Source organism: Sphingobium sp. SCG-1 (assembly GCF_002953135.1).
Classification (GTDB): Bacteria; Pseudomonadota; Alphaproteobacteria; order Sphingomonadales; family Sphingomonadaceae; genus Sphingobium.
On record NZ_CP026372.1, the window covers coordinates 3107172 to 3130656 of the forward strand.

At 59.7% G+C, this 23485-nt stretch carries 22 protein-coding genes, 2 tRNA genes and 1 pseudogene; 16 read left to right on the plus strand and 9 right to left on the minus strand.

What is annotated here, in order from left to right:
* Window positions 1-164: 164 nt before the first annotated feature.
* From C1T17_RS21995 to C1T17_RS14150, 4 genes are all read left to right on the plus strand, one after another.
* Window positions 165-344, plus strand: coding sequence for a hypothetical protein (locus tag C1T17_RS21995; RefSeq protein ID WP_317617052.1), 180 nt, complete (start codon window positions 165-167; stop codon window positions 342-344).
* A 117-nt stretch (window positions 345-461) separates the two neighbouring features.
* Entirely contained in the window at window positions 462-1661 is a 1200-nt protein-coding gene (gene sucC, locus C1T17_RS14140) for an ADP-forming succinate--CoA ligase subunit beta (RefSeq protein WP_104953997.1), read from the plus strand.
* A 125-nt stretch (window positions 1662-1786) separates the two neighbouring features.
* Entirely contained in the window at window positions 1787-2536 is a 750-nt protein-coding gene (locus C1T17_RS14145; protein WP_104953998.1) for an electron transfer flavoprotein subunit beta/FixA family protein, read from the plus strand.
* Window positions 2533-3462, plus strand: coding sequence for an electron transfer flavoprotein subunit alpha/FixB family protein (locus C1T17_RS14150; protein ID WP_104953999.1), 930 nt, complete (start codon window positions 2533-2535; stop codon window positions 3460-3462). The genes C1T17_RS14145 and C1T17_RS14150 overlap by 4 nt, the downstream gene beginning before the upstream one ends.
* A gap of 66 nt (window positions 3463-3528) precedes the next feature.
* Here the strand turns inward: C1T17_RS14150 and nhaA are convergent, their stop codons facing one another.
* Window positions 3529-4794 (minus strand): Na+/H+ antiporter NhaA, encoded by a 1266-nt coding sequence (gene nhaA, locus C1T17_RS14155; RefSeq protein WP_104954000.1) that lies wholly within the window; start codon window positions 4792-4794, stop codon window positions 3529-3531.
* A 104-nt stretch (window positions 4795-4898) separates the two neighbouring features.
* On the opposite strand from nhaA, the gene C1T17_RS14160 reads away from it, so the two are divergent.
* The 5 genes from C1T17_RS14160 to C1T17_RS14180 all read left to right on the plus strand — a co-directional run bounded on the left by C1T17_RS14160 (window position 4899) and on the right by C1T17_RS14180 (window position 10849).
* Window positions 4899-6332, plus strand: a complete 1434-nt coding sequence (locus C1T17_RS14160; RefSeq protein ID WP_223262618.1) for a glycosyl transferase family protein — start codon at window positions 4899-4901, stop codon at window positions 6330-6332.
* A 374-nt stretch (window positions 6333-6706) separates the two neighbouring features.
* On the plus strand, window positions 6707-7366 hold the full coding sequence (locus tag C1T17_RS14165) for a hypothetical protein (RefSeq protein WP_104955241.1): 660 nt from the start codon (window positions 6707-6709) through the stop codon (window positions 7364-7366).
* Between the two features lie 56 nt (window positions 7367-7422).
* On the plus strand, window positions 7423-8337 hold the full coding sequence (locus C1T17_RS14170) for a sulfite exporter TauE/SafE family protein (protein WP_104954001.1): 915 nt from the start codon (window positions 7423-7425) through the stop codon (window positions 8335-8337).
* Between the two features lie 41 nt (window positions 8338-8378).
* On the plus strand, window positions 8379-9098 hold the full coding sequence (locus C1T17_RS14175) for a TIGR02186 family protein (RefSeq protein ID WP_411269240.1): 720 nt from the start codon (window positions 8379-8381) through the stop codon (window positions 9096-9098).
* Window positions 9099-9187: 89 nt separating this feature from the next.
* On the plus strand, window positions 9188-10849 hold the full coding sequence (locus C1T17_RS14180; protein WP_411269194.1) for an ATP-binding protein: 1662 nt from the start codon (window positions 9188-9190) through the stop codon (window positions 10847-10849).
* A 5-nt stretch (window positions 10850-10854) separates the two neighbouring features.
* On the opposite strand, the gene C1T17_RS14185 is transcribed toward C1T17_RS14180, so the two are convergent.
* The 5 genes from C1T17_RS14185 to C1T17_RS14205 all read right to left on the minus strand — a co-directional run bounded on the left by C1T17_RS14185 (window position 10855) and on the right by C1T17_RS14205 (window position 17786).
* On the minus strand, window positions 10855-12309 hold the full coding sequence (locus C1T17_RS14185; protein WP_104954003.1) for an MATE family efflux transporter: 1455 nt from the start codon (window positions 12307-12309) through the stop codon (window positions 10855-10857).
* Window positions 12310-12345: 36 nt separating this feature from the next.
* Window positions 12346-14970: a valine--tRNA ligase gene (locus C1T17_RS14190; RefSeq protein ID WP_104954004.1), complete on the minus strand. Its 2625-nt coding sequence runs from the start codon at window positions 14968-14970 to the stop codon at window positions 12346-12348.
* 69 nt (window positions 14971-15039) lie between these two features.
* The gene (locus C1T17_RS14195; RefSeq protein WP_104954005.1) at window positions 15040-15606 is read right to left on the minus strand and encodes a DUF2497 domain-containing protein; all 567 of its coding nucleotides are present in this window, start codon (window positions 15604-15606) and stop codon (window positions 15040-15042) included.
* Window positions 15607-15661: 55 nt separating this feature from the next.
* Window positions 15662-17101: a TolC family outer membrane protein gene (locus C1T17_RS14200; RefSeq protein WP_411269241.1), complete on the minus strand. Its 1440-nt coding sequence runs from the start codon at window positions 17099-17101 to the stop codon at window positions 15662-15664.
* A gap of 46 nt (window positions 17102-17147) precedes the next feature.
* Window positions 17148-17786 carry a protein-L-isoaspartate O-methyltransferase family protein gene (locus C1T17_RS14205; protein ID WP_104954006.1) on the minus strand — a complete coding sequence of 213 codons (639 nt, stop codon included), beginning with the start codon at window positions 17784-17786 and terminating at the stop codon, window positions 17148-17150.
* Between the two features lie 213 nt (window positions 17787-17999).
* Between C1T17_RS14205 and C1T17_RS14210 the strand changes: the two genes are divergently transcribed.
* A tRNA-Cys gene (locus C1T17_RS14210) sits at window positions 18000-18073 on the plus strand.
* Window positions 18074-18373: 300 nt separating this feature from the next.
* Here C1T17_RS14210 and C1T17_RS14215 read toward each other — a convergent pair.
* Both C1T17_RS14215 and C1T17_RS14220 read right to left on the minus strand, forming a co-directional pair.
* Window positions 18374-18448, minus strand: a tRNA-Gln gene (locus C1T17_RS14215).
* Between the two features lie 67 nt (window positions 18449-18515).
* Complete coding sequence (locus C1T17_RS14220; RefSeq protein WP_104954007.1) at window positions 18516-19610, minus strand: branched-chain amino acid aminotransferase; 1095 nt, start codon at window positions 19608-19610, stop codon at window positions 18516-18518.
* Window positions 19611-19703: 93 nt separating this feature from the next.
* Here C1T17_RS14220 and C1T17_RS14225 point away from each other — a divergent pair, with 93 nt between their 5' ends.
* The 3 genes from C1T17_RS14225 (at window position 19704) to C1T17_RS14235 (ending at window position 21503) form a co-directional block, all read left to right on the plus strand.
* The gene (locus tag C1T17_RS14225) at window positions 19704-20195 is read left to right on the plus strand and encodes a MarR family winged helix-turn-helix transcriptional regulator (RefSeq protein ID WP_104954008.1); all 492 of its coding nucleotides are present in this window, start codon (window positions 19704-19706) and stop codon (window positions 20193-20195) included.
* Between the two features lie 81 nt (window positions 20196-20276).
* Window positions 20277-20588 carry a hypothetical protein gene (locus tag C1T17_RS14230; RefSeq protein WP_104954009.1) on the plus strand — a complete coding sequence of 104 codons (312 nt, stop codon included), beginning with the start codon at window positions 20277-20279 and terminating at the stop codon, window positions 20586-20588.
* A 66-nt stretch (window positions 20589-20654) separates the two neighbouring features.
* Complete coding sequence (locus tag C1T17_RS14235) at window positions 20655-21503, plus strand: DMT family transporter (protein WP_104954010.1); 849 nt, start codon at window positions 20655-20657, stop codon at window positions 21501-21503.
* Between the two features lie 43 nt (window positions 21504-21546).
* Here C1T17_RS14235 and C1T17_RS14240 read toward each other — a convergent pair whose 3' ends face one another.
* Window positions 21547-21765, minus strand: coding sequence for a hypothetical protein (locus tag C1T17_RS14240; protein WP_104954011.1), 219 nt, complete (start codon window positions 21763-21765; stop codon window positions 21547-21549).
* A gap of 69 nt (window positions 21766-21834) precedes the next feature.
* Here C1T17_RS14240 and C1T17_RS14245 point away from each other — a divergent pair.
* The 3 genes and pseudogenes from C1T17_RS14245 to C1T17_RS14255 all read left to right on the plus strand — a co-directional run.
* Window positions 21835-22091: pseudogene (locus tag C1T17_RS14245) on the plus strand (transposase); the annotation flags it as partial.
* A gap of 83 nt (window positions 22092-22174) precedes the next feature.
* Window positions 22175-22363 (plus strand): hypothetical protein, encoded by a 189-nt coding sequence (locus C1T17_RS14250; protein WP_104954012.1) that lies wholly within the window; start codon window positions 22175-22177, stop codon window positions 22361-22363.
* Window positions 22364-22934: 571 nt separating this feature from the next.
* A complete protein-coding gene (locus tag C1T17_RS14255; RefSeq protein ID WP_189338356.1) occupies window positions 22935-23324 on the plus strand; it encodes a BLUF domain-containing protein in 390 nt (129 codons plus the stop codon).
* Window positions 23325-23485: the final 161 nt, after the last annotated feature.

Sequence of the window (23485 nt, forward strand, 5' to 3'; positions counted from 1 at the left end):
ATGCCATCTTCATTGGCATGATGTCTCGTCCCCTACCCCTCCGCGTTCTCATCCTTACATCACTTACGGTGATAGCAGCGTGCACAACGCCGCAGAACCGCGTGGAAGCTGGTCTAATCAAGGCTGGCCTTTCACCGCGAATGGCAGGTTGTATGGCGCCCCGCATGACAGATCGGCTGAGCATTGGACAACTCCGCAAGCTGCAATCGCTTTCTCATGTGGCGCGTCGAGGACCGGGCAAGATGAGGGTAGATGAATTGTTGGATGATGTTCGCGCCCTGGACGACCCTGAGATCGTTGGCGTTACGAGCAAAGCTGCGTTGGTGTGTGCGCTCGACATCTAAGCAGCGACTTTGCAACTTTGCAAAGTGCTCTTGCAAAGTGATGCTTTCCTTACTGTCCGGGCTGTGGTTTAGGGCTACCAAGCTTTAATTCTCACTTCGGACAGAGGCGGCTTTTCTATGAACATCCATGAGTATCAGGCCAAAGAACTGCTGGCAAAATTCGGCGCTCCGGTCCCCGCAGGCTATGCGGCGCTGACCGTCGAAGAAGCCGTTGAAGCGGCGGGCAAGCTCCCCGGACCGCTTTATGTTGTAAAGGCGCAGATCCATGCGGGTGGTCGCGGCAAGGGCAAGTTCAAGGAACTCGGCCCCGACGCAAAGGGCGGCGTACGTCTCGCCAAGACGCTGGATGATGTGAAGGCCGCAGCGACCGACATGCTGGGCAACACGCTCGTGACGATTCAGACCGGTCCCGCAGGCAAGCAAGTCAACCGCCTGTACATCACTGATGGCGCGGATATCGCGAAGGAATATTACCTTGCGCTGCTGGTCGATCGTGCAACTGGCCGAGTGGCGTTCGTTGTGTCGACCGAAGGTGGAATGGACATCGAAGAAGTCGCGCATTCGACGCCCGAAAAAATCCACAGCTTCGCCGTCGATCCTGCATCCGGTTTTCAGCCCCATCATGGCCGCAGCGTCGCGAAGGCGCTGAACCTGACGGGCGATCTTGCCAAGCAGGCGGCCAAGGTAGCGGAATCATTATATGCGGCATTCCTCGGCACCGATGCCGAGCAGATCGAAATCAATCCGCTGGCGCAAACCGCTGATGACAAGCTGCTGGTGCTCGATGCCAAGGTCGGCTTCGACGGCAACGCACTGTTCCGCCACAAGGACTTGATGGAACTGCGCGACGAAACCGAGGAAGATCCCGCCGAACTCGAAGCGTCGAAGTACGACCTTGCCTACATCAAGCTGGATGGTGACATCGGCTGCATGGTGAACGGCGCAGGCCTCGCCATGGCGACGATGGATATCATCAAGCTGAACGGCATGTTCCCCGCGAACTTCCTCGACGTCGGCGGCGGCGCTTCGAAGGAGAAGGTGACGGCGGCGTTCAAGATCATCCTGTCCGATCCGGCTGTGAAGGGCATTCTCGTCAACATCTTCGGTGGCATCATGCGCTGTGACATCATCGCGGATGGCATTGTGGCGGCGGCGAAGGAAGTGAACCTGTCCGTGCCGCTCGTCGTGCGCCTGGAGGGCACGAACGTGCAGCAGGGTAAGGACATTCTGGCCGCATCCGGACTCGCCATCGTATCCGCGGATGATCTGGGCGATGCAGCAAAGAAGATCGTGGCGCAGGTTAAGCAGGCCGCCTGAGACATTGACGTTACGGCGAGGCGATGAATCAATTCGCCTTGCCGTACTCTCTTGCTTTGATGAGGCAAAAAGACCATCTGCACGCCATAACTCCCCAGGCAGAGGCATAGCTGGAGGCTCGATCGATGAAGATATTGGTGCCCGTGAAGCGGGTAATTGATTATAATGTGAAGCCGCGTGTGAAGGCGGATGGGACGGGTGTCGATTTGGCGAACGTCAAGATGTCGATGAACCCGTTCGACGAGATCGCTGTGGAAGAAGCAATCCGCCTGCGGGAAAAAGGCGCGGCAACTGAGATCGTCGCGATTTCCATCGGCGTTGCCAAGGCCCAGGAAACCTTGCGGACCGCGCTTGCCATGGGCGCGGACCGTGCAATCCTGATCCAAACCGACGATGAAGTAGAGCCGCTGGGCGTTGCCAAGCTGCTCGCCAAAGTTGTCGAGGAAGAACAGCCTGGCCTTATCATCCTGGGCAAGCAGGCAATCGACGACGACAGCAATCAGACCGGGCAGATGCTGGCTGCACTCCTCGGCCGTCCGCAGGGCACCTTTGCCTCCAAGGTCGGGGTCGAAGGCGATAGCGTCAGCGTGACGCGCGAAGTCGATGGTGGTCTGGAGACGGTGAAGTTGTCACTTCCCGCGATTGTCACGACCGACCTGCGCCTCAACGAGCCGCGCTATGCCTCGCTACCCAACATCATGAAGGCGAAATCCAAGCCGCTCGCGCAGAAGACGCCTGCGGACTATGGCGTGGACATAACGCCGCGCCTTGAAACGTTGAAAGTCGTCGAGCCGCCCAAGCGCTCGGCCGGGATCAAGGTTGCCGATGTCGATGAACTGGTGGCTAAACTCAAGGCGATGGGAGTGGCGGCATGAAGACGCTCGTTTGGGTTGAACATGAAGCTGGCGCGCTGAAGGATGCGACGCTTGCGGTTGTCACTGCCGCATCCAAGCTGGGCGAAGTCCATCTGCTCGTCGCGGGCAAGGATGTTGGTGGCGTTGCCGAACAGGCTGCGAAGATCGCTGGTGTGGGCAAGGTCCATGTCGCCGATGATGCGAGCCTTGAGCATGGCTTGGCGGAGAACGTCGCCCCGTTGATCGTGGAGTTGATGGGCCATCATGACGCGTTCCTTGCGCCCGCCACCAGCCACGGCAAGAACATCGCGCCGCGCGTAGCTGCGCTGCTCGATGTGATGCAGATCAGCGACATTTTGTCGGTCGAGAGCGAGGATACGTTCACGCGTCCAACCTATGCCGGCAATGCCATCGCAACGGTGAAGTCAAAGGACGCGAAGAAGATCATCACCGTTCGCGGGACGGCCTTTGAGAAAGCTGCGATCGAAGGCGGTAGCGGCACGATCGAGACCGTCGGCGGCGCAGCCGATGCGGGCACCTCGACATTCGTGGGTGCAGAGATCGCGAAGCTGGAACGCCCGGAACTGACCTCGGCCAAGATCATCGTGTCCGGTGGCCGTGCGCTGAAGGATGGTCCCACGTTTGAGAGCACCATCTACCCACTGGCGGACAAGCTGGGTGCGGCCGTTGGCGCCTCGCGTGCTGCGGTAGACGCGGGCTACGTTCCCAACGACTATCAGGTCGGCCAAACCGGCAAGATCGTTGCTCCCGAAGTCTATGTCGCCGTCGGCATTTCCGGCGCAATCCAGCACCTTGCGGGGATGAAGGACAGCAAGACCATCATCGCAATCAACAAGGACGAAGATGCGCCGATTTTCCAGGTCGCGGACATTGGTCTGGTTGGTGATCTCTTCAAGATCGTACCGGAATTGACTGAGAAGCTGTAACGCTCTCGTAAGTTTCCAGAGAAAAGCCCCGGCAGCGATGCCGGGGCTTTTTGCTATATGCCCATTTCAGCAGCGGGCGACATCGCCATCGGTTTCGATTTCGCTATCCTGCTCTGCCTCCTCTCGGGCATGATCGGGATGTAGCGGCGCAAAGCGTAACACGGCGAATCCGGTCAAAGCCGATAATATAGATCCCATCAGGATGCCGATTTTCGCCTCCTCGACTTGCAGAGGCGCGTCCGGAAAAGCGAGGCTGCCGATGAACAGGCTCATCGTGAAACCGATGCCGCAAAGCAGCGCGACGCCGTAAATCTGTAGCCAAGTCGCCCCACGCGGCTTGGTGCCAAAGCCCAATTTCACGGCGAACATTACACTGAAGTAGATGCCTGTTTGCTTGCCCAGAAACAGCCCCGCCGCAATGCCCAGCGGTAAAGGCGCGAAGATCTGGGAAATGCCGATGTCCGTAAGCGAGACTCCCGCATTCACAAACCCGAACAAAGGTACGACGACATAGGCGCTCAATGGGTGCAGCGCATGTTCCAGACGGTGAAGTGGACTGTCAATCGCGTCTGGCGCACCCGGCGTGGCGCGGATCGGGATCATGAATGCGGCCAGCACCCCAGCGATCGTTGCATGTACGCCGGACAAGAGCACCGCATACCAGAGCGCGGCGAAGCATAGCAGGTAGATCGGCAATGCCTTAACACCCGTCCGGTTCAGTATAAACATTACGGCCAATACGGCTGCGGCCGCTATCAAGGCGATCACGTTGATGCCCTGCGTGTACGCAATCGCGATGATGGCAACCGCGCCCATATCGTCGACGATTGCCACCGTCATCAGAAACAGTTTGAGTGACGTCGGTGCGCGGCTCCCCAAAAGCGCGAGCACACCGATAGCAAAAGCTATGTCGGTGGCAGCAGGAATGGCCCAGCCATTGAACAGATCCGCATTCCCTTCAGCAGCCACCAGGTAAATGATTGCAGGTACGGCCATTCCCGCCGCCGCCGCAATCATCGGCAGACTTCGCGCGCTCCAGGTGGCAAGGCGTCCATCAAGGAACTCACGCTTAATCTCCAATCCCACCAGAAGGAAGAACAGCGCCATTAACCCGTCATTGACCCACAAATGTGTAGTCATCGGCCCAAGCTTCGAAGACAGCGTGGGACCGATCTCGGCGTGAATGAAATGCTGATACAGATGCGCCGCTGATTCGGATGCATTGGCAGCAATCATCGCCATTGCCGCAGCCAGAATCAAAAGCACACCGCCGCCCGCCTCACTGGTCAAAAAGGCCCGGAGAGCCGACTTGTGGCTAAGGCTTTGCTCCATATTGGATTTTCCTTTTGAGGACAGGGTGACCGGACGCGTACAGGCAAGTGCAGGGGCCGGTCAAATTCGCGTGAGCCTGAATATCGCTTGCAATTGCATCCATTATGGATCGTATGCCCTCATTGGGGGGCCATTTCATCGACTTAACGCATGCCTTGCTTGCGATCGCTACGCGCGCTCAGCATGAAGTGATGCTGTTCGCCGCCATCGGATTGACGATTGGTGGCCTGGACGAACTGGCGATCGACATCGCATATATCGTGCGATCGATTTGGCGACGGTTAGCCGTGTATAGCCGACATGACGTCATGACGACGGCCACTCTGCCGCTGCCGCAACGGCCCGGACGCATGGCTGTGTTCGTTCCAGCCTGGCATGAAGCCGACGTGATTGGCGCGATGTTGTGGACAGCACTGCAAAAATGGGGCGAGGGAACCTATCGGATCTTCGTCGGCACGTATCCGAACGACAGCGAGACCATGGCGCAGGTTGCTGCGTTGGCGAAACATGATCCTAGAATAGTCATTATCGTAAATACCCGCGACGGACCGACGACCAAAGCAGATTGCCTCAATGTGCTCTGGGCGGCCATGCTTCGGGAGGAAGTTGCGGAAGGGGCCGACTTCAAAGCCATCGTGTTGCACGATGCCGAAGATGTCGTGCATCCTGACGAACTACGGCTTCTGGACCGCATGATCGACCGCTTTGATCTGGTGCAGATTCCGGTGGTTCCGCTGCGCAGTCAGCAATCACAATGGGTCTCCGGTCATTATGGCGACGAATTCGCGGAATCACACGGCAAATATCTGGTGGTGCGGGAAGCCCTGGGCGCGGCGGTGCCTTCCGCTGGCGTCGGCTGCGCGATACGTCGGGATGCACTTGCGGCGTTGGCAGAGCACCAGGGCAGCCGTCCTTTCGATGCGCAATCGCTGACAGAAGATTATGAACTTGGACTGCGCCTCAGTGAGCGCGGTTGCAGGGGCGTGTTCGTGCGCATGAACGATGCGAAGGGCCAACCAGTGTGCAGCCGGGGTCATTTCCCCGAGACGCTGACGGACGCCGTACGGCAAAAGGCGCGATGGACGGTGGGCATCTCTCTATCGGGCTGGGATCGGCTTGGCTGGTACGGGGGGCCAGTCGAGCGGTGGATGCGGCTGCGGGATCGCGCTGCCGCGCTGTCGGCACTGGTCCTCTTTGCTGCGTATCTCGGCGGTGTCGGCTGGGCCGCAATCTGGTTGATCCAGCTATGGGGCGGTCCGTCGGCTGCTCCAGTGCCGCCGCTACTCGCCAGATTGCTGGCGTTCACGTCCTTGCTGATGGCTTGGCGGCTGGCCGTGCGTGCGTGGTTCGTCGGGCGCGCCTATGGATGGCGGCAGGCCCTGCTCTCTATCCCGCGCACACTCGTAGCCAATCTTATCGCCATCTTGGCCGCGCGGCGGGCATTGGGCGCCTATATTCGGCTGCTCCGCGGTGCTCCCCTGATTTGGGACAAGACCCGCCATAGATTTCCAGACGCCGCGCCGGGCGAAGCACATTGATCGGCGCGCACGCCAAAGGGAGACCGCTCCGGTTCCTTCTTGTCGTGCTGCTTTGCTGGACCGCCGGACGTGTCGCCATCTCACAGGATTGGTCGGCGCAATCGCTTCTTGTAGGCGGCCCCGCAAAAGACCGCAAACTGGGCAGCGTCGTGGACGCCATGCCTATGTTAGTGGCATCTTTAATCAGGAGAGAGGCCCGCCCGCCCGCGACAATATGGCCGTTTCAAAAGCATTCTTCCGCTACGCGCTTCCCTAATACTCAGGCACTTTCAGTTGCTGGATCGTCAGCGGTCCAATTCACCGGCGTGGCAAATGGCAAGCGTGATAAAGATGTTCCCTCGCTCGAACGATCGTCATTATCAAGCGCTCCCCTGATGCCCGAATGGCCGTCAACTGGTCGCTGGTCACTCAGCACATGGATCTTCTGGCGAGGTTCAGGCACGGGAAACAGCCTTGCATCGGTGGGCCAACTCGGCGGATCGCAAGCAGGTGCGCGGCTGGCGTTCCAGCTCTTTCCCGATGCACCCGAGCGGCTGGCGGTTTATGCGCGCATGACCTCCGCCATGAAGCGTCCCCACGCGCCGGAAGCAGCCATTGGAATATCCATTCAGCCCGCCGTCCAAGTGCCGGTGCGTGTTGCCGTCGAGCGGCGCATTGCGTTGGATCATGACGCCCGCAACGCGATGGCGGTCATGGCCGTGGGGGGCTTCGGGCCAGTCCTTGTCACGAACCGCTTCACGTTGGAAGGATATGGACAAGCGGGTGTCGTTGGCATCCGTAGCCGTGACGCATTCGCCGATGGGAAGCTGAGCCTCCAGCACCCCCTGTCCGTCTCTCTCCCCATCACTGCTGGCATCAGCGTTTCAGGTGGCGCGCAGCCGCAAGTTGCACGGCTTGATATCGGCCCACAAGTGGAGGCGCGGTTCAGGATCGGAGCGCAACGCGCACGCCTTTCCGCCGAATGGCGGCAGCGGGTCGCGGGCAACGCACGGCCAGGATCAGGGCCAGCCATCACTCTGGCTGCGGATTTTTGAAGGCACGCCTCTAGCGCCTTTATGTCGCCGCGCTTTAGGGCTAGGCGGGAAGCCCGATGGACATCTATCTGCCCATAGCCAATCTGTCCGTGAACGCGCTGGTGATTATCGGCCTTGGCGGAGTGGTCGGCCTGTTGTCAGGCATGTTCGGCGTAGGCGGCGGGTTTTTGACGACGCCACTGCTGATCTTCTACGGCATACCTCCCACAGTCGCGGCCGCCTCCGCTGCGACGCAGGTGACGGGCGCAAGTGTATCGGGAGTCTTTACGCATCTAGCGCGCAAGACAGTGGACGTGCAGATGGGCGCGGTCCTGGTCGTCGGCGGTATCGTCGGCGCGCTGATCGGTGCGGTGCTGTTCCGGTTGCTGCAACAGGTCGGGCAGATCGATACAGTGATCGCGATCCTTTACGTCCTGATGCTGGGTTCCATCGGATCATTGATGGCGCGCGAATCCATCCAGTCGCTGATCGCGCTACGAAAGGGGGCAAGCCTGCCCGCCCGGAAGCGGCGGCATCATCCACTGGTCGCGGCATTGCCGATGCGCTGGCGCTTCTATCGATCCGGGCTTTACATCTCGCCGCTCGCGCCGCTGTTGCTTGGCGTGGCGACCGGCATATTGACGATGTTATTGGGCGTCGGCGGCGGTTTCATCATGGTGCCCGCGATGCTTTATCTGCTGGGCATGACCACGCAGGTCGTTGTGGGCACGTCGCTGTTCCAAATCCTGTTCGTCACAATGGTGACGACCATGGTACACAGCCTCACGACAAAGGCCGTCGACCTCGTGCTGGCGCTGCTGCTGCTGATCGGCAGCGTCGTTGGAGCGCAGGTGGGTACGCGCATTTCCATGGCGGCGCGCCCGGAATATCTGCGCATCATTTTGTCCGCCATCGTCCTTGCGATCGCGATCCGGATGGCGTTGGGGCTTGGCTGGCGGCCGGACGAAATCTTCACGGTGCAGCTGAAATGACGAAGCCTGCGCGCCTCGCTCTGTGGCTCCTGCTGCCGCTGATGCTTGGCGGAGCGAAGGCGCCGATGCTGGTGCCGGACGTGTCGCAGCGCGAAGTGGAAATACAGTACAGCTTTACCGGCGCCGAACTGCTGCTGTTCGGTGCGATCGTATATCCGGACGGGCGCGCGCCGGATACGACCGCCGACATTGTCGTGGTGTTGAAAGGTCCGGATCAGTCGATCACGATGCGTGAGAAACAGAAGGTTGCAGGCGTCTGGGTCAATGCCGACAGCGCCCGCTTCCGGTCTGCGCCAAGCTTTTACGCGATGGCATCCTCGCGACCGATTGCCAGGATCGTCGATGATCGCACCGCCGCCATTTTCGAGATGGGGTTGGACAAGCTCCAGCTATCCCCCGCCTCGCTCAACAACAGTGCGGAACTGGACCGGTTTCAGGCCGGACTCGTGGACCTGCGCCGCCGCACCGGGTTGTTCGTGGAGCGACCCGGCACAGTCGAGATCACCGACGGCGTGCTGTATCGCGCGCGCCTGCCGCTGCCTGCGCGCGTGATCGTGGGCGACTATACCGCTGAGACGTTCCTGGTGCAGAACGGCCGCGTCGTCGCTGCCGCCACCCGCGATGTCGTTGTCCGCAAATCCGGGTTCGAGCGCTTCATTGCACAAGCGGCGGAGAACTGGTCGTTCCTCTACGGCCTGGTCGCAATCGCCATGGCAGTGGGGATGGGCTGGGCCGCAGGGGCCATTGCACGGCGAGTCTGATGTTACGCTAAGGGAATGTTTACCGGTACTGCTTACCTCGAAAACTGCCGCATTTCGTGAAATGTGCGCGACGAGATTTGAGGGGCGGTATGAACAGCATCACAGGCGCAGGTCCATTTGAACAGGCCATGCAGCAGGCCGGCGCATCCGCAGCGGGCCCGTCCATGGGGCTGGTGTTCCAGATCGCAGGGTCCAGTTCGCAACTGCTGCTGGAAACCGCCTGCCTTGCCGAATACAGCCACGATCCCGATCCTTCCATCGCCATGGCCGGACAGGTCGGCAGTCAGGTCAAGATGCGGGTGGGAAGCAGTTGGCTGGTCGCCAATGTCCGCTCCATGGTTCTCGATCGCCATGACCCCAGCAAGATCATCGCCGACATCGATTTCCTGGGCGAGGGCGCAGAAGAGCGGCTGACAGGCAAGATTTATGGCTTCCGTCGCGGCGTCACTCGCTATCCGACGCCCGGCACCGATGTCTATCCCGTCTCCAGTACGGAGATGAACCAGATCTATGCCGCCGACGAGCGCCCCAATGTGCAGATTGGCATGGTGTATCCTACCAAGACCACACGCGCTGCGCTGTATGTCGACTCAATGCTGGGCAAACATTTCGCGCTGCTCGGTTCCACCGGCACCGGCAAGTCCACCAGCGCTTCGCTGATCCTGCACCGCATCTGCGATCTCGCGCCGCAGGGGCATATCGTCATGGTCGATCCACATGGCGAATATTCCGCCGCGTTCCGCACCAATGGCGCGATCTTCGACGTCAACAACCTTGCCCTGCCCTATTGGTTGATGAACTTTGAGGAACATTGCGAAGTGTTCGTCACGTCGGAGGGATCGGACCGGACGCTGGACAGCGATATTCTGGCCAAGTGCCTGCTGGCGGCGCGCAGTAAGAACAGACTGGCGGAGACGACTGGACGGCTGACGGTGGATTCGCCGATCCCCTATCTGCTGTCCGACCTCACCAACATCCTGCAGAACGAAATGGGGAAGCTGGACAAAGGCACCAATTCGCTGCCCTATATGCGGCTGAAGACCAAGATCGACGAGATCAAGGGCGATCCGCGTTACAGCTTCATGTTCTCCGGCATGTTGGTCGCGGATACGATGCAGGACTTCCTTGCCAAAATCTTCCGCCTGCCCTCCGAAGGCAAGCCGATCTCGATCATCGACGTGTCCGCAATGCCGTCCGACATCGTGTCGGTTGTGGTATCCGTGCTGGCGCGCCTAGTATTCGATTACGCCATATGGGCGCGCAACGAGCCGCAACGACCGATCCTGCTCGTCTGCGAAGAAGCGCATCGCTACATCCCTAGCAGCACGATCGGCAGCGGTCAGGCAGTCCGCAAGATACTGGAGCGGATCGCCAAAGAAGGCCGCAAATACGGCGTTTCGCTGGGCCTGATAACACAGCGGCCTTCCGACTTGGCTGAAGGCGTGCTCTCCCAGTGCGGCACCATAATCGCCATGCGCCTTAACAACGACCGCGATCAGGCGTTCGTGAAAGCGGCAATGCCCGAAGGCGCGCGTGGGTTCCTCGATTCCATTCCGGCGCTCCGCAACCGTGAGTGCATCATCTGCGGCGAAGGTGTGGCGGTACCGATCCGGGTGGCGCTCGACGAATTGGAAGAACATCGCCGGCCCGCTTCGAGCGATCCGAGTTTCATTACGCAATGGCGGGAAACCGGGGGCGAGCAGGAGATACTGGAACGCACCGTCACCCGCTGGCGTAATCAGGGGCGGTAAAGCAACTAACCCGTCGGCGCCATCCGGCCAGTTGGCTCCGTGGCGGCATTGGTTTGTTCCCGGCATTCCTCCTCGTCCGGCGGCACCATCAACTTGGTGTTGCGCCAGCCGCCGTGCAGATAAAAGGCGCCCGCAAGCGCGAGGGATGTCAGTGATCCAACTGGAAAGCTCAGCCAGATCGCATCCGCACCCAGAGCGGGATAAGCGAGATGATAAAAGCCCAGCCGCATAGGGTACAGAGCAAGGATCAGGATAAGCAGCGGCGCGAACACCACGCCATTGGACCGCATCGTTCCGAACAGCACCATCGTCAGGCCGAACAGCATGAAACTCCAGCTTGCAAGGAACTGCATATGGCGCGCCACATCGATCGCAGCGCTGTTGCTGCCCAGAAACAGCGCGAGGACCGGTCGGTCGAAAGCCAGCATCAGTCCAATTAGCGAACCAGTCATCACGACATTGAACAGCATACCACGCCACGTAATGCCGTTTACACGATCCCAACGGCCTGCGCCGATATTCTGTGCGGCCATGGCGCTGACGGCCGCGCCGATCGCCATGGCGGGCATCTGAAGGTAGGTCCAAAGTTGTTGCGCGGCTCCGTATGCCGCCGAGGTCATTAGACCTTCCCGATTGACGAGGCCGATCATGATGAGGCCTGCCGTTGAAATGACGATCATCTGCAGGCCCATCGGAAAACCCTTGACGACGATGGTGGAAAGCTGCGCCCGACTTGGGATCAGATAGGCGAACTCCGCGCCACGGAGGCGCAGGGGCAAATCCTTGCGGTAGATATAAAACAGCATGGCGCAGAGACTTATATAGCCCGCAACTGCCGTTGCCGCCGCCGACCCCGCTATTCCCATCGCCGGGACGGGGCCTAGGCCGCGAATGAAAAGAGGGTTGAGTCCGCTATCCAAGACCACGCTCAGGATCATGAACCAAAGCGGCGTGATCGAATCGCCCGCGCCGCGCAAACCCATCATTATCATAACGCTGAGCAGCGACGCAGGCATGGCGGTGAAGATCACGCGAAGATACGTGAGCGCAAAGTCGAAGGCGGGGCCAGGCGTTGCAAGCGCGTGCAGGATCATGGGCGCGGCAATCCAGCCGCTTATCGCGACGACAATGGAAAGGCCAAAGCAGAAGCCAAGTGCCGATCCGAATGCAGCGCGCGCGGCGTCTAAGTCACGGCGTCCCATCGCTTGCCCCACCATCACCGTAGCGGCCATGCCGAAGCCAAACACTGCGGAAAAGAGCAGGAACATGATGATGTTGGCATTAGCCGTCGCCGCAAGTGCGCCTTCGCCCAGAAACCGCCCGACCCACACCGAATTGATTGATCCGTTGAGCGACTGAAGTACATTGGACGCCAAAGTCGGAAGGGCGAAGACAAGCAGCGTCCGGCTGACCGGACCAGTTGTGAGGTCGACGCGCCTGCTGCCTGCCTGCGATGCCATGGTGCTTATCCCCTGCCCTGTCCGGTCATCGGGATTTCATCCCAATCGCGCAAGCGCCGCCGCAAGCCGTTCCGCCTCCGCCGATTTTTCCGCATGGTCGGCACGGGCCTTCTCTACGGCTTCCGGCTTGGCGCGTTCGACGAAGCTGGAGTTGCCCAAGCGTCCGGCCAGCGCGTCGCGTTCCTTGGCCGCAGCCTCCATCGCTTTTGACAGGCGTGCCTTTTCGGAGGCGAGGTCGATCACGCCCTCCAAGGGCAAGATGTAGGTTGCCTCATCGACGACGATCTGCGCGGCACCCGCTTCGCTGGCCTCACCATAAGCAATGCTTTCGATACGGGCCATCCGCGAGAGTGACGTCTGCTGTCGTGCCAGACGCGCTTGCGTTGTCGCCGATGCGTCACGGACGATGGCCTTCATCTTCGCGCCCGGCGGCACGTTGAGTTCGGTCCGACCAGTGCGGATTGCCTGTACGAGGCGGATCAGCCAGTCGATTTCGGCGCTGGCCTCCGGATCGATCGCGTGCGCATCGGCCTGTGGCCAGTGCGCGACGATCAGATCACCGTCGCGGGCACCCATCGCGTGCCACAGTTCCTCGGTGATGAAGGGCATGAACGGATGCAGCATCACGAGGATCTGGTCGAATACCCAGCCCGCGACGGCCTTGGTCTCGTCCGTGATCTGTCCCTTGATGAGTTCCAGATACCAGTCGCAGAATCGGTCCCACACGAAATGATAGATCGTGTTCGCCGCCGCGTCGAAGCGCAGGTCCGCCATGGCAAGGTCGAGCGCCTGAACGGTGGCGATAGCCTCGGCGATGATCCAGCGGTTGACTGGCAACTCTGCGTCCGGCGCGCGCAAGGTGGTGGACGCGCCGATCTCGTTCGATTGCAGGAAACGCGCGGCGTTCCACAGCTTCGTCGCGAAATTGCGATATCCCTGGACGCGGTTCTCATCCATCTTGATATCGCGGCCCTGGCTTTCCATCGCCGCCATGAAGAAACGCAGCGCGTCGGCCCCATAAGCGTCGATCAGGCCAAGCGGATCGACCGTGTTGCCCTTGGACTTTGACATCTTGCTGCCATCGGCGGCACGGACGAGGCCGTGAAGGTACAGCCGCTTCCACGGCACATCCTTCATGAACTCGATCCCCTGCATCGCCATACGCGCGTCCCAGAAGAACAGGATGTCGAAGCCGGAAATCAGCAGGTCATTGGGGTAGTGACGTGCAACCTGCGCGGTTTCATCCGGCCAGCCCAATGTGCCGAAGGGCCAGAGCGCCGAGGAAAACCATGTGTCAAGAACGTCAGGATCGCGCGTCAGGCGTTTGTTGCCAGCCAGCGCCTGTGCACTCGCTTCATCTTCGGCAACATAGGCTTTGCCGTCTTCATCGAACCAAGCCGGAATCTGATGCCCCCACCAGAGCTGGCGCGAGACGCACCAGGGCTGGATGTTGTCCATCCAGTTGAAGTAGGTCTTTTCCCACGTCTTCGGCACGATCTCGATCGCACCGGACTTCACCGCTTCGATGGCGGGCTTGGCGAGCGTCTCCGCGTCGACATACCATTGATCGGTAAGCCACGGCTCGATGACAACGCCAGAGCGATCGCCATAGGGCGTCTGGATCACGCGATCTTCCACCTTGTCGAGCAGGCCGAGCGCATCGATGGCATCCACCACGGCCTTGCGCGCCTCGAAGCGGTCTAGGCCAAGATACTCTCCGGGGATTAGGCCATCGGCCACTTGGACGACCTTCGCATCGGCATCGAGCATGTTGAGCATATCCGCAGCCTTGAAACCTGCGCGCTTGCCGACTTCGAAGTCGTTGAAGTCATGGCCCGGCGTGATCTTCACCGCGCCCGATCCCAATTCCGGATCGGCATGGTCGTCTGCGACGATGGGGATCAAGCGATCGGTGATCGGCAGCTTCACCATCGTGCCGATGAGTGCGGAATAGCGCTCGTCGGTCGGGTTCACCGCAACGGCCATGTCGGCCAGCATCGTTTCGGGGCGGGTGGTCGCGACGGAGATATGGCCGGAGCCATCGGCGAGCGGATAGCGGAAATGCCAGAATTTGCCGTTGATCTCCCGCGTCTCGACTTCAAGATCGGAGATCGCGGTTTTCAGGCCCGGATCCCAATTCACCAGCCGCTTGTCCCGATAAAGAAGGCCGCGATTGTAGAGTTCGACGAACACTTTGATGACGGCTTTCGAGAAGCCCTCGTCCATCGTGAAGCGCTCGTTTGCCCAATCCATGGAGCAACCTAGACGGCGAAGTTGACGGGTGATCTCGCCCCCGCTCTCCTCCTTCCACTCCCAAACCTTCGCGATAAATTCGTCGCGCGTCAGGTCGGTCCGCTTCTGTCCCTGCGCGTTCATCTGCCGCTCGACGACCATCTGCGTCGCGATTCCCGCGTGATCGGTGCCGACCACCCACAGCGCATCCTTGCCGCGCAACCGTTCGTAGCGCACGACGATGTCCTGCAACGTGTTGTCAAGCGCATGGCCGATGTGGAGGCTCCCCGTCACATTCGGCGGCGGGTTCACGATGGTGAACGGCTCGGCAGATGGGCGATCTGGACGGAACAGACCATTGGTTTCCCAATGGTTGTACCAGCGCGCTTCAATGTCTGCGGGATCGAAAGTCTTGGGCAGGTCAGTCATCCGACTGCCTTTAGGGTTCAATCCCCGTTACCGCAACGGGTGTGACACCAGCAGACAGAAGTCAGCCAATCAGAGCTCGCGGCCCGTAATTCGCGCGATTTCCTTGGCCACCATCGCTTGCACAAGATCCGGCAGATTGGCGTCGAGCCATTGCTTCATCATGGGGCGCAGCAATTCGCGTACTAGCGCTTCCAGCGTATTGTCCTCACCGCTCTGCGGCTTCACCAGCATCGCCGACAATGTAGAGAGCGAGTGGCGTGCCGCAACTTCACTCTCAACCGAGAGCATCGAGTCGGCGGGTGCAGCGGAAGGCGCTTCGGATTGGGTTTCTGGCGCGACAACGCGATCGGGTGGTGTCATCTCCTGCGCCTCACCATTATTATATGATACAGGTTCCGGCACGATAGCAGCTTTGGCATCATGGTCGAACGCGTCCGTGAGTTCCAGAACCTCGTCCACCTGCGCATCACGAAGGACGCCGCCGGTTTCCTCTTCCGCATCAGCATCGGCGGCGCGGCCACGACGCGGCGCCCGCGGAGTCGCAGCCCTTGCCGCCTCGTCGCCTTCCTCGGCTATGATGCGCTTGATGGAGGACAGTATCTCTTCCATCGAGGGTTCCTTGCTCATGTCCCCCATCGCCTTTACCCTATCGCTTTGTTTTCACATGAGGATCAACGCGCGTCGTTAACCATCATTTCGAAGTGTCGGGTGCTACCTTGGCGTTTTGTGCGGGCGTGTCAACGGTGCGCGTGGCCACAGGCACCGGCGCAGGGTCGCCGCCCCAGTCGAGCAGCTTGTTCTTTATGCGGTTATAGTTCTGCACGGGATCATACAGCACACCGGCGTCGAGGCCGAGATCGTCGGCCTCCGCATGGCCCATCGAAGCTAGGAGCGAAAAGCCTGCAACATACGCATTTCTCTGGGCGGAGACGAGTTCCACGCGGGAAATCAGCGCTTCCTGCTCTGCATTCAGGATGTCGAGAATCGTGCGGCTGCCGACCGAATTCTCCGCGCGCACACCCTCCAGCGAAAGCGCCGTCGCGTTCACGGCGGTCTGGCTGGACGCGATCGTCTGCAAAGACGCCTGCCAGCTTGCATAGGCGGCCCGGACCTGTGCGATGACGCCGCGTTCCACTTCGATTTCGCGCTCTATCGCCTGCGACTCGAGGGCCTGGTTCTGGCGCACCTGCGCGGCGGGGCGTCCGCCTTGATAAAGCGGCACGTTCAGTTCGACTCCGGCCGCCGCCTGCTTGTTGATCTGCGCCGAATTGGCCGTACCGCCGCCATTGTCCAGCGTCTTGAGATAATTGGTGTAGCCCGCCTGCGTGAAGGCGTTGATCGTCGGCTTTGCCGCGGCACGCGCAACGCGCACGTCATAGAATGCCGCTTCGCGCTGCTTTTTGGCAGAAAGAATATCGGGGTTGTCCGCAACCGCGACTTGTACGGCGACGTCGGGACTCTGCGGCAGGTTCGGCAAAGGCGGCGGAGTCTCAAGGTTGTCCGGCGGAGAGCCGACCAGGGCGATATAGTTTTCACGCGAGCGGATCAGATTGGCCTCCGCAGTCTGCAAATCGCTGCGCGCAAGTGCCAAACGGGATTCCGACTGCGCGATATCGGTGCGCGTCAGATCGCCGACCTGAAAGCGGTCATTAGTCGCCTGCAAGTTTACTTCCAGCACGCCGACGTTGGCGCGGTTTAGCGAGACAATTGCGCTGTCGCGAATGACATCCATATAGGCCGCAACCACTTGCGAGAAGATCGACGCCTCCGTGCCGCGCAGGTTGGCCCTGCCCGCCTCGACACGTACCTTGGCACCTTGCACGCCATTCTTGACCGCCCCACCCGCGTAGATCGGCACCGTCAACTGCGCATTGGCCGACGCTGTGCGCTGGGGCGATGTGAAGCTGATGGTAGGCTTCAGGATGCTTTCCGAATAGGAACCGCTGGCGCCAAGGTTCGGACGGCCCGCCGCTTTCTGGATCGGCACATTCTCATCCACTGCGCGCTGATTCGATCGCGCGCCGGTCAGCGTCGGGTTGGTCTGATATGCCTTCAACAGCGCTTGCTGAAGCGTTTCCCCCGAAGCCGGCACCGAAACCGCGATAGCCAAAGCTGCGGACGCTCCCAGCAGCGCAAGGCGCCGGACGGCGATCAGACTGTTCAAATTCCCACCCTTTTCAAAATACGAACGTTTTCGGCTTCGCAAATCCCGGCAGCGACACCATTTCGATGTCCGCGATATGTGTAAGACCAAAGGCGCTGGCGCTTTTCCGGCCGAAAGCCAGCCTCGATATGCCCTTGTCGATAATCCCAGTCGTCAGTCGCCCCCCGTCGGCCAACTGATCGATGAGAGCCGATGGAACCTCTTCTACCGCGCCATCGATTACGATAGCGTTATAAGGCGCACTCTCAGGATAACCCGCCGCAAGAGAACCGCGCACGAACGTCACACCAGGAAAGGTATCGGCCTTACCGGTCACGTCGGCTTCCTCAATCGCCGTTACCACTGCACCCATCTCGGCTAGTACGGCGGCAGTGTAGCCGCTGGCCGCACCGACCAGCAGAACCTTCTCACCGCGCTTGATCGCCGCTTCGGTAAGCAGGCGTCCAGTCGCAAGCGGCGGATTAAGGCTGCGGCCATTGCCGAGCGGTACGGGCCTGTCGATATAGGCCATGGCCTTGCGCTCCGCAGGCACGAAATCCTCACGCGGCACATGGCCCATGGCCTCTACGACGCGCACGTCGCTGACGTCGCTTGTACGAAGCTGGCTTTCCACCATAGCGGCGCGCATCGAGGCGAAATTCGTTTCGGTCACCACAAATCTCCGACTGGCATAGCTGTGTTGGTAATGCAATACAGTAAATGACTTTGTGAAGCTCTAATTCACATGGCGCGCAAGGCCAAGCGGCTTGAGCACTGGCGACGCAGATTTTTCGAGCCGATTTGGCGGGATCGCGAGGCCGGGGCTGTGAAGCGCTTGACTTTGGCCGTCAGCCTGCGCATTGGCGTCGTCCCACGACAGCGGTTTGGCCCGATGGCGGAGTGGTTACGCAGAGGACTGCAAATCCTTGCACGCCGGTTCGATTCCGGCTCGGGCCTCCATTTCATTACGGCATTCCTGCTCTTCAGCTTGGCATGCCGCTCTTGCCATCTTCGAAACTGCCTGTGCCTTCACCTCCTCTTCAGCAGCGTCGAGTGCATAATCTTACCTGCCACTTGCAACAGCGCATCTAGATGTGAAACGGCTATGTGTCCCCCGACTTGGACGGACCACAGAACCACAAAGCGGTCAATGCAAGCGGCTCGCCTGCCTATGACATAGCCTCAACAAGGGCAACACCAAGCTGCCACACCTAACGGCCCGGTTGCGGCGCTCACGTCATTGAATAAATGAAAAACAACTGGCTGGGGCGGCAGGATTCGAACCTGCGCATGGCGGCATCAAAAGCCGCTGCCTTACCGCTTGGCGACGCCCCAATCTGTGTACCTGATGGTCGGCGAGCTATAAGGCCCGAGCCGACGAAAGCAAGTCCCCAAGAACCAATCAGCTAAGTCGTTTTACCCAGCTATATGGGTCAGGCGCTACGCCGCGCTGGATTGAGGTGAGTGCCTGACGCATGCGTTCGGTCAATTGGCCGGCCTGACCGCTACCTATCTCAAACTCACCGCCGGCAAAGCGCACTGTGCCGACCGGCGTCACTACAGCCGCTGTGCCGCAGGCGAACGTCTCCAGAAGGCGGCCGCTCTCCGCGTCCGCCCGCCAATCTTCGAAACTGTACGGTTCTTCGCGCACATCGAGGCCCTGATCGCGTGCAAGCGTCAGGATCGAATCGCGCGTGATACCGGGAAGGATAGTCCCAGTAAGCGGCGGCGTGACGATGGTGCCATCTTCGAAGACGAAGAACAGGTTCATGCCGCCGAGTTCCTCAACCCAGCGGCGTTCCGCAGCGTCTAGAAACGCAACCTGATCGCATCCCTTCTCTGTCGCCTGTGCCTGTGCAACGAGGCTTGCGGCATAGTTGCCGCCACATTTGGCGGCTCCAGTGCCGCCCGGCGCGGCGCGACTGTAATCTTGCGAGACCCAAATTGAAATCGCCTTAGCTCCGCCTTTGAAGTATGCGCCGACCGATGATGCGATCACGACATATAGATATTCGTGTGCGGGGCGAACGCCCAAGAACACTTCGCTGGCAAACATAAATGGACGTAGATAGAGCGCACCGCCTTCGCTGGCGGGTATCCAGTCACGATCGATCTCCACAATCCGGCGAACAGACTTTAGGAAAAGATCCTCAGGTAATTCCGGCATTGCCATGCGGACAGCCGATTCTCTGAAGCGGCGCGCGTTCTCTTCCGGCCGGAACAGCGCCGTGGACCCGTCTGCCAGGCGATACGCCTTCATGCCTTCGAATATTTCCTGTGCGTAGTGCAAGACCGATGCTGCAGGGTCCATCGGAATAGGCGCACGGGCCGTTACTTTCGCATCATGCCAGCCTTTGTCGATGGAATGCCGGATCGTGACCATGTGATCGGTAAAGACACGCCCAAAGCCGGGATCGGCCAGCAGGCTTGCCCGCACGTCGTCAGCAACCAAATTGGAGTGTGGTTCAATGCTGAAATCCAGTGTCGCCTGTGCCATTTCTTGGTGCCTTGATGTTGTATGAACCCAAGACGCAACGACATCCGGGTCGGGAGTTGCGGGAACCTAGTGCGCTGGTCTATATACGTCAATATGGCTGTCCCATCACCTCCTGCATCGCCACTGTTTCTCCGTGAAGATGAAGTCCGCCGGGGAGTGGAGCTTCTGTATTTTGGATACAGCAACCTAACAAACTCGATAGATTCAGGGCTGGCGGTGATTGGCCTTGGTCGGGCGCATCACCGGGCATTATACTTCATTTCGCGCCAGCCCGATCTTACGGTAAGCGAATTATTGAGGCTCTTGGCGATCACCAAACAGTCGTTGGGGCGCGTCCTCACCGAACTGATCGAGCGGGAATATATAGAAACTCGGGCGGGAACCCGCGATCGGCGGCAAAAGCTTTTGAAATTGACACCAAGTGGCACCGCGCTGGAAGCAGAACTGTTTCGCGCCCTTCGCGAAAAGATGGCGGCGGCCTATACTCAGGCGGGCCAAGGCTCAGTGACCGGATTCTGGCGCGTGCTGGAGGGATTGATCCCTGCAGAGGATTTGTCGATGGTTGCCAGTCTGCGGTCAGGCTGACCGCTATCGGTCGTCCGCGATCTATGAAACCAAAGTCGTCTTGAACAATTGACAACGTACAATCGTCGGATGGGAACAGACATGCGTAAAACCTTCATCATCGGCCTTGGTGCATTTGCTGCGCTCGGCCTGTCTGCTTGCAGCGAAAAGGCGCAGGACAGCGTCGAGCAGGCTGGCGACGCGGTCGGCAACGATCTTGAGCGGGGCATCAACAATGCCGATGACAAGCTAGCAGAGGGCGCGGACAAGGTCGGCAGCGCAATCGATAATGCCGGTCACGACATAAGCGCGGCCGCAAGTAGGGCGGGCGATGACGCAAAGAACACCGCGAAAGACGCCAGGAAAGATATGGGCAATACCTTGGAAAAGACGGGGCGGGACATTAAGGACTGACAACCGATAAGATCAACCGGCCATTAGTTCCTTGACGGAGCCGCTTGCTGATAGGAGGACGGCGGCATGTCGGAAGGCCGCATCTCCTCTTTGAATTCCAGGCCTATCCTCCTGCTAGGGAAGGCCGAACTTGCGCTTATCGGCATCACGGTGCTGTGGGGCGCTACGTTCCTGATTGTGCAGACGGCGCTGGCAGATAGCGGGCCTTTGTTTTTCGTCGGACTGCGGTTTGCCACTGCGGCGGTCATCACCATCGTTATTTCACGCGGTGCTCTGACTAAGATCGCGCGCAAGGAACTGATTGCGGGGTCATCCATCGGCGCGGGAATATTCCTGGGGTACACCCTCCAAACTTGGGGGCTGCAATATATCCCTAGTAGTACTTCCGCCTTCATCACAGCTGCCTACGTTCCGCTCGTGCCCATTCTGCAGTGGCTGATACTCCGGCGGCGGCCGCATCTGATGAGTTGGATCGGTGTTCTTTTGGCATTTCTAGGGCTGGTGCTTCTCGCTGGGCCGCAGCCTGGCGTTGCGCCCGGTCGAGGTGAGATGCTGACGCTCATCAGCACGCTCGCCATTGCGGGTGAAATCGTACTTATCAGCAGGTGGGCCAACGAAGTCGATGCGTTGCGCGTAACGATCGTGCAACTCGCGGTGACAGCGCTGCTGGCCTTCACATTTATGGTGCCGATGAGGGAGCATGTGCCAACCTTTTCCTGGCTGCTGGTCAGTTGCGCGTGCGGTTTGGGTGTGATGAGCGCCGTCATTCAGTTGGTGATGAATTGGGCGCAGCGGACGGTTTCTGCGACGCGCGCCACGTTGATCTACGCCGGTGAACCGATCTGGGCAGGGGTCGTCGGCCGCATTGCGGGTGAGCTCAGCCGAACGATTGTCATTGCGCACCTCTGCTCCTAGCTACCCCTTCCTGCCTCCATATCGCGCTACGAGTGACTTAGAATCAGGGACGGCCGGCAGCAGCACGCGTGATGCATTGATCGACAGCGATATCCTCTCTGATGGCACCGGGCGATTTCACCAGGGCAGCGCCTGCGAGGGCGGATCGCCGCAGCCAGACGAACGCCTTTGCCATGCCGAACGCGTGGGTCAGGTAGGCATTGGCACGGTCGTCGCGGCGCCAGCGCACCGCTTTCTCTGTAATATCCGACGTGGAAGCCATCGAAGACTAGGCGAGGGCGCTACACTGCGGAAATAAGGACAGCTACTTCCTCCAGCCCTACTCTCACTCGATCCGCTAGAACGACTGTCAGCGGTGGTGGACTTCTAGATTTTCCGTCAGCCACGGGTGGCTGCTTTGCGTCACCAATTCGGCGCAAGGATAGTCGGCCACCGTTCGACTCGGTGCTGATGTTGAAGATTCTATCGCTGCAGGCACTTTATTCGCTATCGGAAGAGGCCACCGAGTTCCAGATCAAGGATCGGCTGTCATTCCAGCGATTACTGGAGATCGGTCTCGATGGCGCAGTGCCCGATGCGACCAAGGTCTGATTGATTGTATATGGCGAGCGGCACTCGAACAGCAGGATGCCGGCGGCGGCGGAGATACGCCCAAAGCTGTAGATTAAGCCATGATCGCAGCGAACGAATGCAGTGGCGTAGCGGCGCCGCATCAGGAGGCTATCAAATCGGCAATTGATGTCATCGGACGTTTGCGGGCGCAGGGAGTACAGATTATTTCGGTCGCGGCAAGTGATGTTGCAGCAACACCGAAGTCCCAATGCGCTGAAGTTGTATTCATCGCCACGTCTTCAACTTAACTGGCAAGTAGCCGCTTCCGAGATTACAGGCATGAAGGTCAGCTTTAGTCGACGGACAAGTGGCAGCTTCTAACTGAGCAATCGACGATCCGGACGACCGAAGGGTACCAAACGGTCAAACGACCGTCGTGGTTCTAGCGCCAGAAAGGCCGAGCGGACCCCATTCAGCAGCGGCACGTTAAGTTCTGATCGAGGAGATTGGAACATGCAGCCAGACAGCCACCTACACAGCCAGGAGCAACCACCCGCGCCTAATCGTCACGAGAGGCGGAAAGCCAAGGCTCTGGAGAAACGCCCCAAACAGCGGACCTGTGGATGCGGGGCAGCCCATCATTTCGAGGCGCGTCCTGATAGTTAGTCTTCTAAGCCGCGCATCAAAAAAAGAGCCGGCCCTTACGAACCGACCCTCATTCACTCTGATAGGGACCAAAGTTGCGCCTATAGAGCACGAGGGGTCTTAAGGTTCCGTGCCAAATCAAAGTTAATGCTGTCAAACATCTTGCCTAACTTGATGCATCTTAAGGACCCCTTCCGTGATGGCCGCTATCTAGGGCCCGCGAAAGGGGAAGCTATGCGTCAGATTGTCTACTTGAGTAAGGCGACCATCGCTGGCGACGAGGCGGACCTGGCAGCGATCTTCGACCAATCCCGGCACAACAACGCGATTGACGGGGTCACGGGGCTCCTCTGGTTTGAAGGCGGATGGTTCCTTCAGGCCTTTGAGGGACCAGCCGAAAGCGTCGCGCCTACCTTTGCTCGCATCAGGGCAGACACCCGCCACACGAACATTACGATCCTGGTAGATCGACCGATTTCCCAGCGTGAGTTTGGCACATGGACGATGGGGCGTTTTCGTCCAGGCGAGGAAGCAGATGACGATGCCAAGATGAAACGGCTGCTTATCAATGCCACGGATGAGGTGTCTGGCCTTTTCCTGAAGATGCTGGAGAGGACCACCTAGCGCCTGATGTCCGATCAGATCAGGGCCTATTCTTCCGAACCTGTTGGGGCCAGCGCGCGCCGAAAGGTTGCCGTTCACCGCCTTTACGCACAACCTACTACGTCTATCGAACCGATCTCAATTACGTCAGCCGAGCGATGCCGCCCCCATGTTGCTGACGT

Coding starts and splice junctions, on each gene's coding strand:
- C1T17_RS14160 (WP_223262618.1), top strand. CDS start 4,899: ATGGATCGTATGCCCTCATTGGGGGGCCATTTCATCGACTTAACGCAT.
- C1T17_RS14255 (WP_189338356.1), top strand. CDS start 22,935: ATGCGTCAGATTGTCTACTTGAGTAAGGCGACCATCGCTGGCGACGAG.
- C1T17_RS14230 (WP_104954009.1), top strand. CDS start 20,277: ATGCGTAAAACCTTCATCATCGGCCTTGGTGCATTTGCTGCGCTCGGC.
- C1T17_RS14170 (WP_104954001.1), top strand. CDS start 7,423: ATGGACATCTATCTGCCCATAGCCAATCTGTCCGTGAACGCGCTGGTG.
- C1T17_RS14145 (WP_104953998.1), top strand. CDS start 1,787: ATGAAGATATTGGTGCCCGTGAAGCGGGTAATTGATTATAATGTGAAG.
- C1T17_RS14180 (WP_411269194.1), top strand. CDS start 9,188: ATGAACAGCATCACAGGCGCAGGTCCATTTGAACAGGCCATGCAGCAG.
- sucC (WP_104953997.1), top strand. CDS start 462: ATGAACATCCATGAGTATCAGGCCAAAGAACTGCTGGCAAAATTCGGC.
- C1T17_RS14150 (WP_104953999.1), top strand. CDS start 2,533: ATGAAGACGCTCGTTTGGGTTGAACATGAAGCTGGCGCGCTGAAGGAT.
- C1T17_RS14225 (WP_104954008.1), top strand. CDS start 19,704: ATGGCTGTCCCATCACCTCCTGCATCGCCACTGTTTCTCCGTGAAGAT.
- C1T17_RS14240 (WP_104954011.1), bottom strand. CDS start 21,765: ATGGCTTCCACGTCGGATATTACAGAGAAAGCGGTGCGCTGGCGCCGC.
- C1T17_RS14185 (WP_104954003.1), bottom strand. CDS start 12,309: ATGGCATCGCAGGCAGGCAGCAGGCGCGTCGACCTCACAACTGGTCCG.
- C1T17_RS14165 (WP_104955241.1), top strand. CDS start 6,707: ATGCCCGAATGGCCGTCAACTGGTCGCTGGTCACTCAGCACATGGATC.
- C1T17_RS14195 (WP_104954005.1), bottom strand. CDS start 15,606: ATGGGGGACATGAGCAAGGAACCCTCGATGGAAGAGATACTGTCCTCC.
- C1T17_RS14220 (WP_104954007.1), bottom strand. CDS start 19,610: ATGGCACAGGCGACACTGGATTTCAGCATTGAACCACACTCCAATTTG.
- C1T17_RS14190 (WP_104954004.1), bottom strand. CDS start 14,970: ATGACTGACCTGCCCAAGACTTTCGATCCCGCAGACATTGAAGCGCGC.
- nhaA (WP_104954000.1), bottom strand. CDS start 4,794: ATGGAGCAAAGCCTTAGCCACAAGTCGGCTCTCCGGGCCTTTTTGACC.
- C1T17_RS14250 (WP_104954012.1), top strand. CDS start 22,175: ATGATCGCAGCGAACGAATGCAGTGGCGTAGCGGCGCCGCATCAGGAG.
- C1T17_RS14235 (WP_104954010.1), top strand. CDS start 20,655: ATGTCGGAAGGCCGCATCTCCTCTTTGAATTCCAGGCCTATCCTCCTG.
- C1T17_RS14175 (WP_411269240.1), top strand. CDS start 8,379: ATGCTTGGCGGAGCGAAGGCGCCGATGCTGGTGCCGGACGTGTCGCAG.
- C1T17_RS21995 (WP_317617052.1), top strand. CDS start 165: ATGACAGATCGGCTGAGCATTGGACAACTCCGCAAGCTGCAATCGCTT.